17 protein-coding genes are annotated in these 16,868 nt (G+C 45.3%); 11 read left to right on the top strand and 6 right to left on the bottom strand.

Features of this window, described 5'->3' with window-relative positions; genetic code table 11:
* Positions 1-544: 544 nt before the first annotated feature.
* Together MKY63_RS05885 and MKY63_RS05880 are read right to left on the bottom strand one after the other, a co-directional pair.
* Positions 545-1,237 carry an IS3 family transposase gene (locus tag MKY63_RS05885; protein ID WP_339813449.1) on the bottom strand — a complete coding sequence of 231 codons (693 nt, stop codon included), beginning with the start codon at positions 1,235-1,237 and terminating at the stop codon, positions 545-547.
* A gap of 11 nt (positions 1,238-1,248) precedes the next feature.
* Entirely contained in the window at positions 1,249-1,566 is a 318-nt protein-coding gene (locus MKY63_RS05880) for a transposase (protein ID WP_036683594.1), read from the bottom strand.
* Positions 1,567-2,178: 612 nt separating this feature from the next.
* On the opposite strand from MKY63_RS05880, the gene MKY63_RS05875 reads away from it, so the two are divergent.
* From MKY63_RS05875 to MKY63_RS05850, 6 genes are all read left to right on the top strand, one after another.
* Positions 2,179-2,568 (top strand): GntR family transcriptional regulator, encoded by a 390-nt coding sequence (locus MKY63_RS05875; protein WP_036680827.1) that lies wholly within the window; start codon positions 2,179-2,181, stop codon positions 2,566-2,568.
* Positions 2,561-3,463, top strand: coding sequence for an ABC transporter ATP-binding protein (locus tag MKY63_RS05870; protein WP_036680830.1), 903 nt, complete (start codon positions 2,561-2,563; stop codon positions 3,461-3,463). The genes MKY63_RS05875 and MKY63_RS05870 overlap by 8 nt, the downstream gene beginning before the upstream one ends.
* Complete coding sequence (locus MKY63_RS05865; protein WP_339811981.1) at positions 3,417-5,459, top strand: hypothetical protein; 2,043 nt, start codon at positions 3,417-3,419, stop codon at positions 5,457-5,459. Before MKY63_RS05870 ends, MKY63_RS05865 begins: the two co-directional genes overlap by 47 nt.
* 365 nt (positions 5,460-5,824) lie before the next feature.
* The gene (locus tag MKY63_RS05860) at positions 5,825-6,385 is read left to right on the top strand and encodes an RNA 2'-phosphotransferase (RefSeq protein ID WP_339811978.1); all 561 of its coding nucleotides are present in this window, start codon (positions 5,825-5,827) and stop codon (positions 6,383-6,385) included.
* Positions 6,386-6,419: 34 nt separating this feature from the next.
* Positions 6,420-6,941, top strand: coding sequence for a mismatch-specific DNA-glycosylase (locus MKY63_RS05855; protein ID WP_339811976.1), 522 nt, complete (start codon positions 6,420-6,422; stop codon positions 6,939-6,941).
* A gap of 230 nt (positions 6,942-7,171) precedes the next feature.
* Complete coding sequence (locus tag MKY63_RS05850; protein ID WP_339811974.1) at positions 7,172-7,438, top strand: hypothetical protein; 267 nt, start codon at positions 7,172-7,174, stop codon at positions 7,436-7,438.
* A 468-nt stretch (positions 7,439-7,906) separates the two neighbouring features.
* On the opposite strand, the gene MKY63_RS05845 is transcribed toward MKY63_RS05850, so the two are convergent.
* The gene (locus MKY63_RS05845; RefSeq protein WP_076129282.1) at positions 7,907-8,842 is read right to left on the bottom strand and encodes an MraY family glycosyltransferase; all 936 of its coding nucleotides are present in this window, start codon (positions 8,840-8,842) and stop codon (positions 7,907-7,909) included.
* A gap of 168 nt (positions 8,843-9,010) precedes the next feature.
* Between MKY63_RS05845 and MKY63_RS05840 the strand changes: the two genes are divergently transcribed.
* Entirely contained in the window at positions 9,011-9,712 is a 702-nt protein-coding gene (locus MKY63_RS05840; protein ID WP_076194170.1) for a YjjG family noncanonical pyrimidine nucleotidase, read from the top strand.
* 59 nt (positions 9,713-9,771) lie between these two features.
* Here MKY63_RS05840 and MKY63_RS05835 read toward each other — a convergent pair whose 3' ends face one another.
* Entirely contained in the window at positions 9,772-10,749 is a 978-nt protein-coding gene (locus MKY63_RS05835; protein WP_076129280.1) for a ring-cleaving dioxygenase, read from the bottom strand.
* Positions 10,750-10,928: 179 nt separating this feature from the next.
* Here MKY63_RS05835 and MKY63_RS05830 point away from each other — a divergent pair, with 179 nt between their 5' ends.
* The 3 genes from MKY63_RS05830 to MKY63_RS05820 all read left to right on the top strand — a co-directional run bounded on the left by MKY63_RS05830 (position 10,929) and on the right by MKY63_RS05820 (position 14,106).
* A complete protein-coding gene (locus tag MKY63_RS05830) occupies positions 10,929-11,735 on the top strand; it encodes an AAC(3) family N-acetyltransferase (RefSeq protein ID WP_339811971.1) in 807 nt (268 codons plus the stop codon).
* A 100-nt stretch (positions 11,736-11,835) separates the two neighbouring features.
* A complete protein-coding gene (locus MKY63_RS05825) occupies positions 11,836-12,768 on the top strand; it encodes a manganese-dependent inorganic pyrophosphatase (RefSeq protein ID WP_076129278.1) in 933 nt (310 codons plus the stop codon).
* A gap of 231 nt (positions 12,769-12,999) precedes the next feature.
* Entirely contained in the window at positions 13,000-14,106 is a 1,107-nt protein-coding gene (locus MKY63_RS05820) for a Glu/Leu/Phe/Val dehydrogenase (protein ID WP_248547923.1), read from the top strand.
* A gap of 134 nt (positions 14,107-14,240) precedes the next feature.
* Here MKY63_RS05820 and MKY63_RS05815 read toward each other — a convergent pair whose 3' ends face one another.
* On the bottom strand, positions 14,241-14,900 hold the full coding sequence (locus tag MKY63_RS05815) for a peptidylprolyl isomerase (RefSeq protein ID WP_051491160.1): 660 nt from the start codon (positions 14,898-14,900) through the stop codon (positions 14,241-14,243).
* A 210-nt stretch (positions 14,901-15,110) separates the two neighbouring features.
* On the opposite strand from MKY63_RS05815, the gene MKY63_RS05810 reads away from it, so the two are divergent.
* The gene (locus MKY63_RS05810) at positions 15,111-16,337 is read left to right on the top strand and encodes an MFS transporter (protein ID WP_339811967.1); all 1,227 of its coding nucleotides are present in this window, start codon (positions 15,111-15,113) and stop codon (positions 16,335-16,337) included.
* Positions 16,338-16,423: 86 nt separating this feature from the next.
* On the opposite strand, the gene MKY63_RS05805 is transcribed toward MKY63_RS05810, so the two are convergent.
* Positions 16,424-16,828: a hypothetical protein gene (locus tag MKY63_RS05805; RefSeq protein ID WP_051490926.1), complete on the bottom strand. Its 405-nt coding sequence runs from the start codon at positions 16,826-16,828 to the stop codon at positions 16,424-16,426.
* Positions 16,829-16,868: the final 40 nt, after the last annotated feature.

Below are 16,868 nucleotides of genomic sequence, written 5' to 3'. Positions count from 1 at the left end.
CGCTATTGGCATGAAAAACGCCCCAAAAGAGCGTCTCTCTAGACAATAGCTGCAGTGGAGTCCGAAACTTCGCTCAAAAGGCGGAAAATGTGCGAATAGCGTCATCTGGGTCCGAAAGCCACGGGGACGAGGTTGGCTCGGTGCTGTCGGACTCAGATGACCTTAAAAGCGGAAATCAGCGGCTTTTGAGTCCGAAAGCCCCGTGAGACAAGGGTGGCTCTGTACTATCGGACTCAGATGACCTTAAAAGCAGGAATCAGCGGCTTTTGGAGTTGTAACGGACCTCAAAGCCGCTATTGGCATGAAAAACGCCCCAAAAGAGCGTCTCTCTAGACAATAGCTGCAGTGTGGACCTCTGTCAAGAAAGTGGACAGTCACGCAATAGACATTCTAGTCAATTGCTCAGCAAAACGAACTGGAGAAAGATACCCCAGCGCGCCATGCATTCGCTTGCGGTTATAATAAAACTCAATATATTGAAAAAGTGTCTGGTAGGCTTGCTCCTTAGTTTTGAATCGTGGATTACAATAAATGAGCTCCTTTTTCAAAATGCTGTGCCACGACTCGATACAGGCGTTATCATAACAGTTACCCTGCGGCTCATGCTGGACTCCATGCCATACGCTTTCAACTGCTTCGTATATTCATGAGAAGTATATTGAGAACCTCTATCGGAGTGATGTAATAGACCCTTTTCCGGTTGTTTAGCTTCGTAAGCATCTTGTAAGGCGCCCGAAATTAAGCTAGTTTCCATATGGTCCTCCAAGCGCCACCCCACGATTTCACGCGTGCAAAGGTCCATCACACTAGCCAGGTACAAGCGCCCTCCCCGGCAAGGAATGTACGTAATGTCGGTAACCCATACTGAATTGGGTTTGAGTATTTTAAATTGCTGGTTCAGCGTATTCGGGGCAATCGGATGGTCATGATTGGAGTCGGTGGTCTGTACGCGATACGTTTTGGAGACAATGGAGCGAAGCTTCATATGTCGCATGTACACACTCACCGTGCGTTCGGTAACGGTATAACCTTCTTGATGCAACAGGCGGGTGATCTTCGGACTCCCATACCGCTTTTGATGGTCTGCAAAATGATACTGAATTCGCTTCATTATCGCAGCCTTACGAAGCATATGCGTACTGGTTTTTTCTGTCCGCCACTTGTAGTACCCGCTCCGTGACACATGTAGGGTCATGCACATCTTCTCCAAGAGAAACTCGGAGCGATGTTTTTCAATAAACTGGAATCTCAGTTCCTTGGTTTGCTGAAGATGTGCACTGCTTTTTTTACGATCGCTAATTCCTCTTCCACATCAGCAATCTTGTTATCTTTTTCTTGAAGTTGTCGGCTCATTTCTTTCAACTGTGCCTCGAGTTCCCGTACTCGATCCACGCTAGCTGCCGGTTCATTCTTTAGTTCTCGATACTGACTCATCCATTGATGCAGGGTACTTTTTGGGATGTTGAGCTCTTCCGCCAAGTCGCCCACTGTCTTTGTTTGCTCTTGAATGAACTGCACTGTCTGTTTTTTAAATTCTTCGTTATACCGTTGTCGATGTTCTCCCATGTGAACACACCTCCGTGGACTCATTATCGCCAGTCTGTTAACTACTGTCCACTTTTTATTCTAGCTTCAGTGGAGTCCGAAACTTCGCTCAAAAGACGGAAAATGTGCGAATAGCGTCATCTGGGTCCGAAAGCCACGGGGGTGAGGTTGGATCGGCGCAATCGGACTCAGATGACCTTAAAAGCAGGAATCAGCGGCATTTGGAGTTCTAACGGACCCCAGAGTCGCTATTGGTGTGAAAAATGCCCAAAATGAGCACCTTTCTAGGCAATAGCTGCAGTGGAGTCCGAAACTTCGCTCAAAAGGCGGAAAATGTGCGAATAGCGTCATCTGGGTTCGAAAGCCCCGGGAGACAAGGCTAGCTTGGCGCAATCGGACTCAGATGACCTTATAAGCAGAAATCAGCGTCATCAGGGTCCTAAAACTACTGTGGACGAGATTGGCTCGGCGCGATCGGACGTAATTTTGATTAATAGCAAGGAATAGATAGATCCCCAAAGGATAATCTTGGGGATTTTTTGTTGACATATAAATCGAACTGTATTAATAATAGTAGTACAGTTAATACACGCCATAATGGATTTAATGCAAGATAGTGGAAGGAGGAAGGTTATGTTCGAACTGGACGTTCGTAGTCGGAAGCCGATTTATGAGCAGCTGACCGATAAGGTCAAGGAGATGATTCTGCATGGTATTTTGCAGACGGATGAACAACTGCCTTCTGTAAGGACGTTATCCCAGCAGCTAACCGTGAATCCCAATACGATTCAGAAGGCTTACCGTGAATTGGAACGTGAGGGGTATATCTACTCACTACAGGGGAAAGGAAGTTTTGTAGCCCCGATGAAAAAAGAACAAAATGCGATCAAAAAAGCGGAAGTCCGGAATGAGTTGCTGAGGCTGATGGCGGAGGCGGTATACCTTGGGTTCACCGCAGCTGAGATTAGTTCTTTGTACCAACAAGTGGAGAAGCAAAGAGAAGGAGGGAAGAGTGATGATTGAGATTCGAGGAGTCAGCAAGTTATTTCAAGGCGAGAAGGCAGTCGACGATATCTCTTTAACGGTACATAAAGGAACAATTTATGGGCTGCTCGGCTCTAATGGCGCGGGCAAAACTACGCTGCTCAAAACATTGGCGGGCATCTACTCTCCAGATAAGGGGACCGTGCGGGTGGATGGTGAAGCAGTATTCGAACACCCGACGACTAAGCAACGGGTTATTTTTATGCCGGATGCTCCTTACTTTTTCCCACAATCCACCATGCTGCAAATGGCGGCTTTCTATCGCTCGATTTATCCGAGCTGGAATCAGAAGCGTTTTGAAGATTTGGGAACCGTATTTCAGCTCGATAAAAAGCGCAAGCTCAGTCGTTTCTCCAAAGGGATGCAGCGGCAAGCGTCATTCTGGCTATGTTTAAGCTGTATGCCGGATGTGTTGATTATGGATGAACCGATTGACGGATTAGATCCGGTGATGCGGCGTCAGATCAAAAACCTGCTGTTTCAGGAGGTTGCTGAACGCGAGCTGACGGTAATCATATCTTCCCATAACCTTCGTGAGATTGAAGATCTGTGCGATCATGTCGGGATTATGCATGGTGGAAAGATGTTGATTGAGAAGGATCTGGATGATCTTAAGGCGGATACACATAAGATTCAAGTGGCGTTTCGGGATGAACGGCATGAGATTCCGTTAGCTGCCAAGTTACAAGTTTTGCATCAAGAGCGCCGGGGAAGTGTGAACCTATATATTGTAAAAGGGGATCGTGAACGGATCAAAGCGGCTTTTCAGGTGTACGAGCCATACGTATTCGATTTGCTTCCATTAACGTTAGAAGAGATCTTTATTTATGAAATGGGGGATGTCGGATATGATGCGCAGCCATTACTACTTTAATAGCAGTGTTTTTCGCCAGAACTTCCGCCAGCATGGCTGGATAGGGATTATATATGCACTTGGCTTATTATTCGCACTTCCATTGCAGCTCTTCATGAGCAACAATCCGGATGCAAAAACGCAGGAAATAGATCATTTATTTCGCATAGCTGGTAGTGTGCAAGCCTTATTTATCATTACGATCCCAGTTGCCGCAGGACTATTCTTATTCCGATACCTTCAGGCAAAATCACCCGCAGATCTTTGGCATAGCCTGCCTTTACGCAGAGAGCATTTATTTACAGCTCATCTGACGAGTGGACTTACCTTGCTGTTGCTGCCTGTTTGGTTAACTGCTGGGGTGGTTGCCGTTGTTAAGCCGTGGAGTGGTAATTTTTATATTTTTCAAGGCGCAGATATTTGGCAATGGTGTATTACAGTTAGTATTCTGACTTTGTTCCTCTTTTGCTTTAGTGTTTTTGTGGGAATATGTACGGGCCAATCTATTCTTCAGGGAATTATCATTTATATTTTGCTTATTCTTCCTGCTGTACTGATCTCATTAATCCACAGCCATTTAGCTATGTATCTTTATGGATATGCAAATGCAAACTCTAACTTGCGTGATTCTATTTCGCAGATATGGTCTCCTTTTGTTCATATCGTGTATTATTTTACCGGCAAACCCTTCACCAATACAGAATTATGGATTTATGGGGTATTGGCACTTCTATTTATCGGGTTGTCGTACCTGTTATACCGTAAACGTAATACGGAAAAAGCGGGTCAGGCTATTGCCTTTGGATATTTCAACCCACTGTTTAAAGCAGGGGTTATGTTATGTGCCATGCTTATTGCCGGTAATTATTTTGCGCAAATGAAGCAACAGCAAATGGGCTGGGTGATTGGTGGATATGCCATCGGAGCCATTATTGGTTATGTTGCCGCAGAAATGATTGTTCGGAAAACATGGCAGATTATGACGCGTAAAATGGTAGCTGAGTTTGCAGTTTATGCGGTAATGATAGGGTTACTTCTGTATATCCCGGTATCAAGTGTTACGGGGTATGAAGCCAGAGTGCCTTCCGGTGATAAGATTAGCAGTGTTTATATGGGAACTAACTACCAGATGTATACACGAATAGATGATTTGTACACTACCCCCTTTATGGGTCAGGACCCTTTTTCCAGTGATGAAGATTATATAGAGGCTGTCCGTAAACTTCATCAAGCGGTAGTTGCGGTACGTCCAGATCATACGTCAGAACAATATGTTTATGGATATTTTACTCTGGCTTATCAATTGGAGAATGGTCACAAATTAGTGAGGGAATACTGGATCCCTAATAAGGGGTTTGAATCAGAGCTCAAGGTGGTTAAGGATACCGAAGCTTACAAGTATGAAAAGTATAATTTAGCTCTCTTAGACAAAGACCTGGATTATATGTGGGTTACTAACAGGAATAAAAAAGTAGCGATCTCTGATCCCGGGGAAATTTTAGAGCTAAAGGAGATTATCAAACGCGAAATTTTGAATATGTCCTACGAAGTACAGATAGATAAGGATGGAATACCTGATGTGGCTAATATCCAAACAGAGGTAAAGGCAAAAGAGGACAGCAATCAAGTTTCTTCAAGTTATGGTTATAATTATCCATGGAAATCTTCTTTCCATGAGCTTGAAAAGTGGATGAACGAAAAAGGTTATGCCGATAAAATACAAATAACAGCTGAAGATATCCAATCGGCAGAGATTATAAAAGATGATTATATGGACGAGCAAACACCTAAGAACCCTACTAGTCCTGAACAAAGAGTAGCGCTTGCACGCGAAAAGAATCGTACGGCTGTTACGAAGGATAAGACATTATTAACAGTTGTTTTGGACCATCATTTCCATTATGGTGTTGAGAATGGCAACTACATTGTGAAATTGATGTACAAAGAGGGTTATAGTGATTTTGTAATGTTAAAAGAATCGGATATGACGCCTGAATTGAAAGCATTGCTGAAATAAGTTAAGAATAAGTTTAGAATAAGTTTAGAATAAGGTAAGTAAAAGATTACAGATAAAAGACTACAGGTTGACATAAACTGGATAGTTGGATTGTGCCTTTGGAGATAGGTTAAGGATGAAATGGAACTTTCAGGACAGCCTCTGAACCAGTATATTCGTTCCGGTAAAATAACATCGCTGTATTAACTGGTAAGGAGTTTTGTATTTAGGTGAAGCCCGACCATGGACGATAGAGTCCATGGTCTTTTTTGCATAATAAGAGGTAATACATGGATGTGTGATTGCTGTAATGCCTCTGGAATCTGCTTCGAAGAGATCCTTTACTGTAGAATAATATAAATAGGAAAAATTGAGGTGAAAATATAATGTTAAGCAATACAGCGGAAGTGTCGTTAAGTAAATTTATGACTAAGCTGCTTCGGCATACCCCGGAGCAATATGGTCTTATTTTGGATCCAGAGGATGGTTCCTGTAGGTTGGATGATTTACTGTTTGTTATTGTAAGCACTCCTAGATGGTCAGAGGTGACTGTGGGAGATATTCGGCAAGTGGTCGCAGGTTGCGACAAGCAACGATTGGAAATCGTTGATGACCGGATCAAAGCCCGGTACGGGCATAGCCATACAAAAATCACTTATGAGCCGGGGACTCCGCCTGCTGTACTTTTTCACGGAACTCATGCTGGTGTGCTTTCTGTGATTTTGGAAGAGGGGCTTCAATCGATGGGACGGCAGTATGTTCATTTGTCTGAAGGGACTCATTTTGCCAGTTTAGCCGGAAGTCGCAGAGGGAAATTGATATTGTTAACTATTGATACGATTAGAGCGGGTCAAATGGGTGTAACCTTTTATAATGCGGGTAATAAGGTATGGTTGGCAGGTCATATACCGCCTTCCTGTCTTAAGGTGTATACACCTGTAAGTTGAACTAGATCGACGTTTGGTTAGGAGGCATAATAACATGGATGAAATTCCAGATCACTTAGATCACGGATTACAGATTGTATTTATTGGGTTCAATCCTAGTATCCGTTCTGGCGAGGTAGGACGTCATTACGCGAATCCGCGGAATAATTTTTGGAGAATATTACATCAGTCTGGACTTACTCCCCGGTTGTATGATGCGTCTGAGGACGGGGACTTGCTAAAGCTGGGCTATGGGTTTACAAATATTGTTGCCCGTCCCACACGGGGAATCGACGATATTACTCGTGAAGAATACCAGGAGGGTCGGGAATTGCTTCGCTCCAAGCTGGAGAAATATCGGCCTCAAGTCGCCTGTTTTGTAGGTAAGGGTGTGTATACAGAGTTTAGTCGCAGAACAAAAGCTAACTGGGGATTTCAAGGAGACGTGCCTCCAAAGGTAGATGGTGTCCGTGAATTTGTTGCACCCTCTTCTAGCGGATTAGTTAGAATGCCGATGGAAGAGATCGTTGGGATTTATCGCAGATTAGCCGAGTTTACGCAAGAGAACGATGGGTGATTGATGTATTTGGAGTTAGGGTGCTAAAGGACACAGGAGTCGCTAAAAGTAACAAATCACTCTAATTTGTGCGCTATCGGACTCCAATGCAGCTATTGGGTGGAAATAGACTGAATATGAGTCCATTTTGGGTAGATAGCGTCTCTGGAGTCCGAAAACACCACTAAATGGCCGAAAATCCACGAATAACGGCGCCTGAGTCCGTAAGAGTAAAAGCTGGGGAGTTGGCCATGGATCTACGTAGATCCCGTAGATCCGCAGATCCCGCAGATCCCGTAGATCCCGTAGATCCCGCAGATCCCGCAGATCCCGCAGATCCCGTAGATCCCGTAGATCCCGCAGATCCCGCAGATCCCGCAGATCCCGTAGATCCCGCAGATCCTCTAGATCCCGTAGATCCCGCAGATCCCGTAGATCCCGCAGATCCTCTAGATCCCGTAGATCCCGTAGATCCCGTAGATCGTAACTCTTCCAACCAGCAGCAGAGTGTAGGTTAGAAAGACTGAGCAGTAACGCTGCAAATGGAGCTAAAGGACACAGGAGTCGCTAAAAGTAACAAGTCACTCTAATTTGTGTGCTATCGGACTCCAATGCAGCTATTGGGTGGAAATTGACTGATTATGAGTCCATTTTGGGTAGATAGCGTCTTTGGAGTCCGAAAACACCACTAAATGGCCGCAAATCCACGAATAACGGCGCCTGAGTCCGTAAGGATAAAGGCTGGAGAGTTCGCTGTAGATCTCTGTAGATCTCTGTGGATCTCTGTAGATCCCGCAGATCCCGCAGATCCCGCAGATCCCGTAGCTCTCGCAAGGTCTGGCAAACTCTCGCATCTTAGCTATCTCTCGCTACTCTAGAATACCCTCAAACACAAAAGGAGCAAGATTCCATATCGGAATCTTGCTCCTTTTATAACTTCAAAGGGCAGTCTCAGTATATGAGACATGCCCTTAGTCCCTAATACATTAGGTCTCAATCAGCAGCAGAATGATAGAGGATAAGGATAGGCAAACACTAATCAGGCAAAGCACGGCAACGACCTGCTTCTGGTTCAGGCCTGCCCGAAGCAGGCGGTAATGAGCCTGGGTGGCATCGGCTTGATAAATGGACTTGCCTTGGATGAAACGTTTGACTACGACAAAAATGTTGTCGAAGATCGGTACGCCCAGCGCCAGAATCGGAATGAACAGCGACAGGACGGTGGCTTGCTTGAACGCTCCGTCGAGTGCAATTACCGCTAGGATGAAGCCGAGAAAGGTTGCCCCGGCGTCGCCCATAAAGATTTTGGCGGGCGGCTTATTGTAGCGCAGATAAGCAAGCGTAACGCCAATCAGTGAAATAGCCATAATGGCAGATGAGGATTGCCCCTTTGCCAGTGCGACAACAAATAACGTAATCGCCGAAATGGCCGTCAAGGCACCAGCCAGACCGTCCATGCCATCCGAGAAATTAATAACTGTGGTTACACCGAAGATCCAGATAATCGTCAACAGAAACGATAGAATGACAGGCAAAACGATATAATCGCCTGAGAATGGATTGTAGAATCCGGTAAAGGCATTGCCAGAAACATAAACCAGGATCGCTGCGCTAACTTGTACAATTAACTTGGGCAGAGCTGGGAAATCTTTGCCTTTCGTTTTGTACCAATCATCCACCGTGCCTATGGTCAGCAACAGTACGCCACCTACAAATAATGCGACAGTCTCCATGGAGAAATCACGCGCGAACACCAGATAAGTGATAAAAAATCCGATGAATATGGCGTAGCTGGCCGTTAGCGGAATGGGCTCTCTATGAATTTTACGCTCAACGTCCTGCCGAGGCTTGTCCACAAAATCAAGCCGAAAAGCAAGCTTGCCGAGCGGCGGAATTAGAAAGTAGACGATAAGAAATGACATTAGAAATGATAAAACGTATAAAATGACGCTCACCACCGTTTTCTTTTTAAAATACCACAGATCGATTAAATCTACCTTAAAAAAGTAAAATTTTGTCGTGAGGGGTGTGAAGTTGACTTGCCAGCAACGCTGTAGTACCTTGTTGAGAAAAGCCTTTGGGGGATATTTATGAAATACGATGTTATTTTATTTGATGCCGACGATACGTTGTTTGATTATGGAATGGCAGAAAGTCACGCATTGTCTAATGCCTTTCTACACTTTGGGATGCCCACAGGTGCAGCAGATTATGCTGCCAGTTATCAAGAGATTAACCACGCATTGTGGAGGGATCTAGAACAAGGAAGGATTTCATCTGCGGCGCTGCGGGTAGAGCGGTTTAATCGGTTGTTTGCTGCACATGCGCTTGAGCTTGATCCTGAAACATTCAGTGAGGCCTATCTACGTTTCTTAGGCGAAGGAACCTTTCTGATGCAGGGAGCAATCGAGCTATGCGGAGAGCTTGCAGATTGCCGCCTGGCGATTATCACGAATGGAATCAAGGATGTGCAAACTTCCAGAATCCAAGGCTCACTGCTGAGTGATACATTTGAGCAGATCATTATCTCAGAGGAGGCAGGATGTCAGAAGCCAGAGACGGGGATTTTTGATTATGCTTTTGCCAAATTGGGGATTGAAGATAAGGAAAAAGTATTGATTGTGGGTGACTCCTTAACCTCTGATATTCAAGGCGGAATTAATTATGGGATTGATACCTGCTGGTTTAACCCGCTAGGGAAGATTAATGAGTCCGGCGTTCAGCCAAAATACGAAATCCGAAACCTGTCGGAGCTACTAGATATTGTAGGGAAAGCTACTAACCTTCAATAAAAAAATAAGGTGTGAGCGTATAAGCGGCTCACACCTTTTATTTAGTAACCTGAAGAGGTTTATTGCCGAGTATCCAGCGGCTTCAGATAAGCCTCGATTTGCTGGCGTTTCGATTCCAGAAATGGCGGCAGCGCAAGCGATTCACCTAAGCTTTCCATAGGCTCATCTGTAGCAAAGCCTGGTCCGTCTGTAGCTAACTCAAAAAGGATGCCGTTAGGCTCGCGGAAATAGAGGGAACGGAAGTAGAAGCGGTCGACGAAACCGGAATTAGGAAGCTGCGCCTGGCGGATGTGTTCGATCCATTGCTTCAATTCGTCTTCATTATCTACGCGGAATGCGACGTGATGTACCCCGCCACGTCCCAAATGCTCTTGCTCCAGATCATTGCGTTCCTCCAGATGAACCTCAGCACCTGATCCGCCTTCACCAGTCTCGAATACGAGCACATCTGGCTGACCGGCAACTGTTGAAGGGTAGGTTCCTATACGGCGGAAGCCGAGCAACTGCTCCAGCACTACCGCTGTATGTTCTGCACTTTCTACTGTGAGATGTGCGGGTCCTAAGCCTACAATGCCATATTGGGCAGGTACTGGGCTTTTAGCCCAAGGAGTACCGCCGGCAACACCGTTATCATTTTCGTCGGATACGAGAATGAAACGTTGGCTCTCGTGATCGCGGAAGGATAAAGTCTGGCGTCCACCAAGTTCCTGTATCGTCCCATGCTCCACGTTAAGCTCGGTGAAGCGTTGCTCCCAGTAGGTAAGTGCGGCATCGCTTGGCACTCGAAGGGAGAGCGCGGAGATGCTGTTATTGCCCTCACGGTTGCGGCCTGCCATCGGAAGCTCGAAAAAGGTTAATTCGGTTCCGGGATTACCCTTCTCATCTCCATAGAATAAATGGTACACTGAAATATCATCCTGATTTACTGTTTTTTTAATGAGACGCAGTCCGAGTACCTCTGTATAGAACTTAAAGTTCTCCTGTGCTTTGCCTGTAATAGCTGAGACATGGTGAAGTCCTTTTAACGTTAAACTCATGGTAGTTACCTCCTTGTAAATGCTTTGGGTTTGTGGATTATTTTAATTTATTTTTAATATATCGATAGAATCTTTGGTGAATATTATTAAGTTACTATAATTTTAATAGTAATAAGAAACTTTTGCAAGTGGATATTAATGTTTCATGAAATTTAATTCATACATAAGGAGAGAGTATAGTGCACACAACAACAAGCTTGATGAAACAATTACAGGAGTTAGGGATTGATCCACGGGGGACCATTCTAGTTCATTCCTCGTTAAAAAGTGTTGGCGAAGTAGAAGGAGGCGCGAACACGGTGCTGGATGCACTCAGTGAATATATGAAGGATGGGTTGCTTGTTTTGCCAACGCATACATGGGCTTATATTAATGCGGATAATCCGCGCTTCTTTGTTCAAGATTCCCCATCTTGTGTAGGGATATTACCGGAGCTGTTCAGAAAACGTCCAAGTGTTGTCCGCTCTTGGCATCCGACTCACTCTGTAGCGGCTTTGGGTGTTGATGCTGAGGCGTTTACTGCAGGGGATGAACGTTGGGATACGCCATGCGCCCGTGGTTCAGTGTGGGGCAAGCTGCTTGATCGGAAGGCGGATATAGTACTGCTGGGCGTCGATCTGCGGCGGAATACGTTCATTCACGGTATTGAAGAGTGGGTGGATATTCCGGGCAGAATGACGGATAGTCATGAGGAATTATATACGGTGACGCCGGGTGGCGATGAAATCATGGTGCCTTCTCGCAGACATTGTGGTCTCTCTTGGTCGGAGCATTTTTGGAAAGTGGAACGCGAGCTTGAGGAAGGCGGTGCCATGCGTAAGGGGAACTTCGGGGATGCACTAGTTAGAGTGTGTGGAACAGTAGAAACGACGGATATTTTAAGCCTGATGCTAAAAGAGAATCCCGATCTTTTCTCCGATAATGAACCGCTGCATGGTGAGTCCAAACCAGATCCGCTTCCAAAGACCAGACGTGAACAACCGTAGGTGGGAGAGGCTAAAGCATTTTTTTCAGCACGCACAATCTGGAAGCCGCTATCAATGTATGGTATATTAATCTCACTAAAACATAGTAAGGAGATTGGAAATGGAAAAAACATTGGTCTTTGGACACAAAAATCCGGACACGGATACTATTTGTTCGGCAATTGCTTATGCAGCACTCAAAAAAGAATTAGGCTGGGATGCTGAGCCAGTTCGCCTGGGAGACGTTAGTGGTGAAACGCAATTTGCGCTTGATCATTTCGGAGTAGAGGCTCCTCGTCTGGTAGAGAACGTAGCTGGAGAAGCTAATCAGGTTATTCTTGTTGACCATAATGAACGCCAGCAAAGTGCGAATGACATTGATCGAGTGCGTGTAATTGAAGTTATCGACCATCACCGGATCGCTAATTTTGAGACTGCACATCCGTTATACTACCGTGCTGAGCCAGTAGGCTGTACTGCTACTATTCTTAATAAAATGTATAAAGAAAACGGTGTAGCTATCCCTAAAGACATCGCCGGATTGATGTTGTCTGCAATCATTTCTGATTCCTTACTGTTTAAATCTCCAACCTGCACCGCTGAAGATGTAGCTGCAGCACGCGAATTGGCTGAAATCGCTGGTGTAAATGCAGAAAGCTACGGCCTTGATATGCTGAAGGCTGGTGCTGATCTTAGCGACAAGAGTATCGCTCAACTGATCTCCTTGGATGCTAAGGAATTCAAAATGGGTGAATACAAAGTAGAAATCGCCCAAGTGAACGCGGTTGACGTTAATGATGTACTCTCCAAGCAGGCTGAACTGGAAACTGCACTGACTTCCATTATTGCTGAAAAAGAATTGGATCTGTTCCTGTTCGTAGTTACTGATATCCTCAACAACGATTCGGTGGGTCTGGCTCTGGGCCGTGTTGCAGGTGCAGTAGAACAGGCGTACAACGTGAAGCTTGATGACAATAAAGCGCTTCTTAAAGGTGTAGTATCCCGTAAATCACAAATCGTACCGGTACTTACAGAGACGATTGCTAAACTGTAAAGCATTTTGACAGTTGCGTTGTATTTTGTACAATAGAAATTATGTCTTGAGAGTAGATTGGATAAAAAGAGCTCATGCCCCATCAGTAGTTAAGATGGTGACATGAGTTCTTTTTGTTTTACGGCGTATTCTGCTACAATATTTTGGGAGGGGATCCAACAGATCCTCTTCTAATTGCATGAACTTTGAACCAGCATGAGGAATATGACAAAGGGATAGGGGATATTGGAAATGGAATTGTTTGCAGCATTGGAACGGGACGACTACGAGGAATTATTATTTTGTCAGGATAAGGCATCGGGATTAAAGGCGATCATCGCGATTCATGACACGACACTAGGACCAGCACTGGGTGGAACACGGATGTGGACCTATGCTACGGAAGAGGAAGCTATTGTTGATGCGCTTCGATTAGCAAAAGGGATGACCTATAAAAATGCAGTATCCGGCCTGAATTTGGGTGGTGGGAAAACAGTAATCATTGGAGATCCCAAGAAGGATAAAAATGAAGCCATGTTCCGTGCTTTCGGAAGATACATACAAGGTTTAAATGGACGGTACATAACTGCTGAAGATGTAGGGACTACGGAAGAGGACATGAACATTATTTATCAAGAGACAGATTATGTTACTGGCACCTCACCTACGTACGGTTCTTCGGGCAATCCGTCACCAGCAACGGCTTACGGTGTTTACCAAGGAATGAAGGCAGCCGCTAAAGCCGCCTTTGGCAGTGATTCGCTTGAAGGGAAGACAGTAGCTGTTCAAGGCGTGGGGAACGTGGCCTTTACACTGTGCAAACATCTTCATGAAGAAGGAGCACAGCTTATCGTAACGGACATCCATAAACCAGCCGTTCAACGTGCAGTAGAGGCCTATGGCGCCAAGGCTGTAGATCCAGGCGATATCATCAGTGTAGATTGTGATATTTATGCTCCTTGCGCTCTTGGAGCGACAATTAACAATGAATCCTTACGGGTAATCAAGGCGAAAGTGATTGCAGGAGCTGCTAATAATCAGCTGAAGGATTCCTCGCATGGTGATGCACTTCATGAGATGGGGATTGTATATGCTCCAGATTACGTGATTAATGCAGGTGGCGTCATTAATATTGCGGACGAGCTGAACGGCTATAATAAGGAACGTGCCTTTAAGCAGGTGGCGAAGATTTACGACAATATTACCCGCGTAATGGAAATTTCCCGTTTGAACGGAATACCTACTTATGCCGCTGCGAACCAGCTTGCAGAGGACCGGATAGCGCTATTAAGAAATAGCCGCAGCACCTTCCTGCGTAATGGTCAACATGCACTTAGCAGAAGATCGCTGCGGGGATAAGCTGTAAAAAAACTCGGCAAGCTCCATCCGATTACAACTTCGGAGGGACTGCCGAGTTTTTTATGTTCTTTTATTTCTACAAGAAACGTTTATTCTCTTTCGAGGACGGTAACGTGGTTTCTGCTTATTCCTAATTACTGAACCTTTTGCGGTTCTGGGTAAGTGACGCCGAAGGTGTCGACCGTCACCTTTTTCATGACTGGTGGCTCATCTGGACGATCAGAACCGTCACGAGGCAGGCTCACAATTCTTTTTACAGCTTCAATACCTTCAGTTACTTTACCAAAAGCGGCGTAGCTTCCATCTAGACTAGGGTAAGCTGCATCCATAATAAAGAACTGGGAACCGGCAGAGTCAGGAGCCTGTGATCTTGCCATGGATAGAACACCTTCTGTATGCAGAAGGTTATTGGTGAACCCGTTGCCAGAGAACTCTCCGGCGATACTGTAACCCGGGCCTCCCATACCTGTGCCATCAGGGTCGCCGCCTTGAATCATGAAGTCAGGAATTACTCTATGGAATATAGTGTTATCATAAAATCCTTTTTGAATAAGTGAGATGAAATTGTTTACGGTGTTAGGGGCAACCTCAGGGTATAGCTCAGCTTGGATGATATCCCCGTCTTCCATTTCAATGGTTACTAAGGGATGACTTGCCGTAGCTGAAGGAACGCCTTCAGTTGGGGCTGCACCTTCCCCAGGTGCTGATCCGCTGCTTCCATTATTACTGCTTGCATTGTTATTGTTTGGTTTGTTACCGCAACCTGCCGCAATAACCATGACCAGGCATAACATGATCAGAAGAATAGCGGATTTTGTTCGTGTAGACTTCACTAAATAATCTCTCCTTTTTATTGAATAATCTCGTAGGTACTTCCCATAATACCTCCTTTGTCCTATTACATGCAAAGGTCAGTTATGACTTCTGGGATTGGCACATCTTAAAAAGAAGTTTACAATGGTAGGATGTTTCCAAAGAGAACATCGAGAAAGGATGTGCATAGGATGCTCTTTTCGTGGAAGCGGAATTTGATCGTGCTTTGGATAGGGGTTTTCTTTTGTAGTACAGCTTATTCGATCTCGATTCCCTTCCTTTCCATTTTTTTGAGCGACGAACTTGGGGTTTCAAATCATTTGGAGATTTGGTCAGGGGTTAGTTTTGGAATAACCTTTCTTGCCAGCGCTTTAATCTCTCCCTATTGGGGTTCGCTAGCCGACAAGTATGGTCGGAAACCGATGCTTATTCGCTCGGGTTTTAGTCTGGCAGCTTTATACCTTATTAATTATTTTGTACATGATCCTTATGTTTTTTTGATTGTGCGTGTGCTGCAAGGACTGCTTGCCGGTTTTGTTCCAGCAGCTATTGCAATGGTAGCCACCAATACACCTGAGCATAAGACGGGGTACGCTTTAAGTATTATGTCTACAGCCGGAGCGACAGGTAGTATTATTGGACCATTAATTGGCGGTGTAGTGAGCTATTATACCAGCAACCGGATTGCTTTTTTATTCTCAGCGGGTATTGTACTTATCTCAGCGCTCATTGCTACTTTTTTTGCAAAAGAGGAGAACTTCGACCGTTCGGCTCCAAGGTCACATGTAAGTGATGATATCAGGGAAGCGAGAAGTAACCGAGCTTTTATTACTTTGCTCTCGCTGGCGGGAATCAGTACCTTCTCCGTTATGATTCTGGAACCTTTAATCCCAATTTATCTACTGGACATGGGGATCTCCAAAAATAGTGCCTCGCTAAGCTCGGGAATCGTATTCTCCGCTGTGGGGATTGCTACGGTGCTGATGGCTCCGCAGTGGGGCAGACTCGGCAGCCGAAAAGGCTTTGGGATGATCTTATTTATTGGACTGATCGGGGGCGGCATCGGTAATATTCTGCAGTTTTTTGTTTCGGGCTATGTAGAGTTCGCTATCCTTCGCTTTGCATACGGCTTGTTCTATGCAGGTGTGCTGCCGTCAGTCAATGCCATGATTGTACAAGTAATTGAGCCGGGATTCCGTGGACGGGCCTTTGGCCTGAATCAGGCGGCATCTCAGCTTGCGACGATGGCTGGACCGATTATCGGCGGCTTATTGGGCGCGTTTATTCCAATTCGTTGGGTGTTTGTAATCAATGGAGTGATGCTGCTCGTAGCAGCGATATTGGTTAAGACCCGCAAGCTGGAAGCACAAATCGCCGCTGCTCGTCCCGCAGAACAGCCAACAACGATGCAGGGCTAACTGCTACCTCAATGAGCATGTCGTTATTTAGAAATAACATAAAGCCGCCGGGCTCACAGCCCGGCGGCTTTATTCATATTAAGCTGCTATTCTCCCTGAGAACCGTTCAAAACGTCTGTTCCCGGCATAACATCCACTGGCGGGGAGGCAGGGTCAATAATGGAATTTGGATATACATCGTCTGCATCTGGAACATCCTCCAGCGGCTGATCTTCTTCTTCCATCTCCAAGAGTTCCTCATCCTTAGTATAATCCGTATCATCTAGGGTTAATCCTGCGGTTTCAGCGGCTAGATATGCATCGGATTCCACCAGCTCATCTCTTTCGATTACATCCTTAGGTGAGTTTAAACCAATATCTGCTGCCAAGTATTTATCGCCAACCAAGACAGGATCTGCGTCATCATCAACAATATCCTCTTCATCCATATCAGCTTGTATATAACGTTCATATTCAAAGTCAGCTTCAGTTTTATTTGGTGAACTATCCATAGCCGTTCACTCCTTTTTTATGATAAAATTTGAACTTCCT

It is taken from the genome of Paenibacillus sp. FSL R7-0189 (genome assembly GCF_037969925.1).
GTDB lineage: Bacteria > Bacillota > Bacilli > Paenibacillales > Paenibacillaceae > Paenibacillus_AQ > Paenibacillus_AQ odorifer.
The sequence above is the reverse complement of the archived record's forward strand: the minus strand, read 5'-3'. Positions and strand labels throughout refer to the sequence as shown.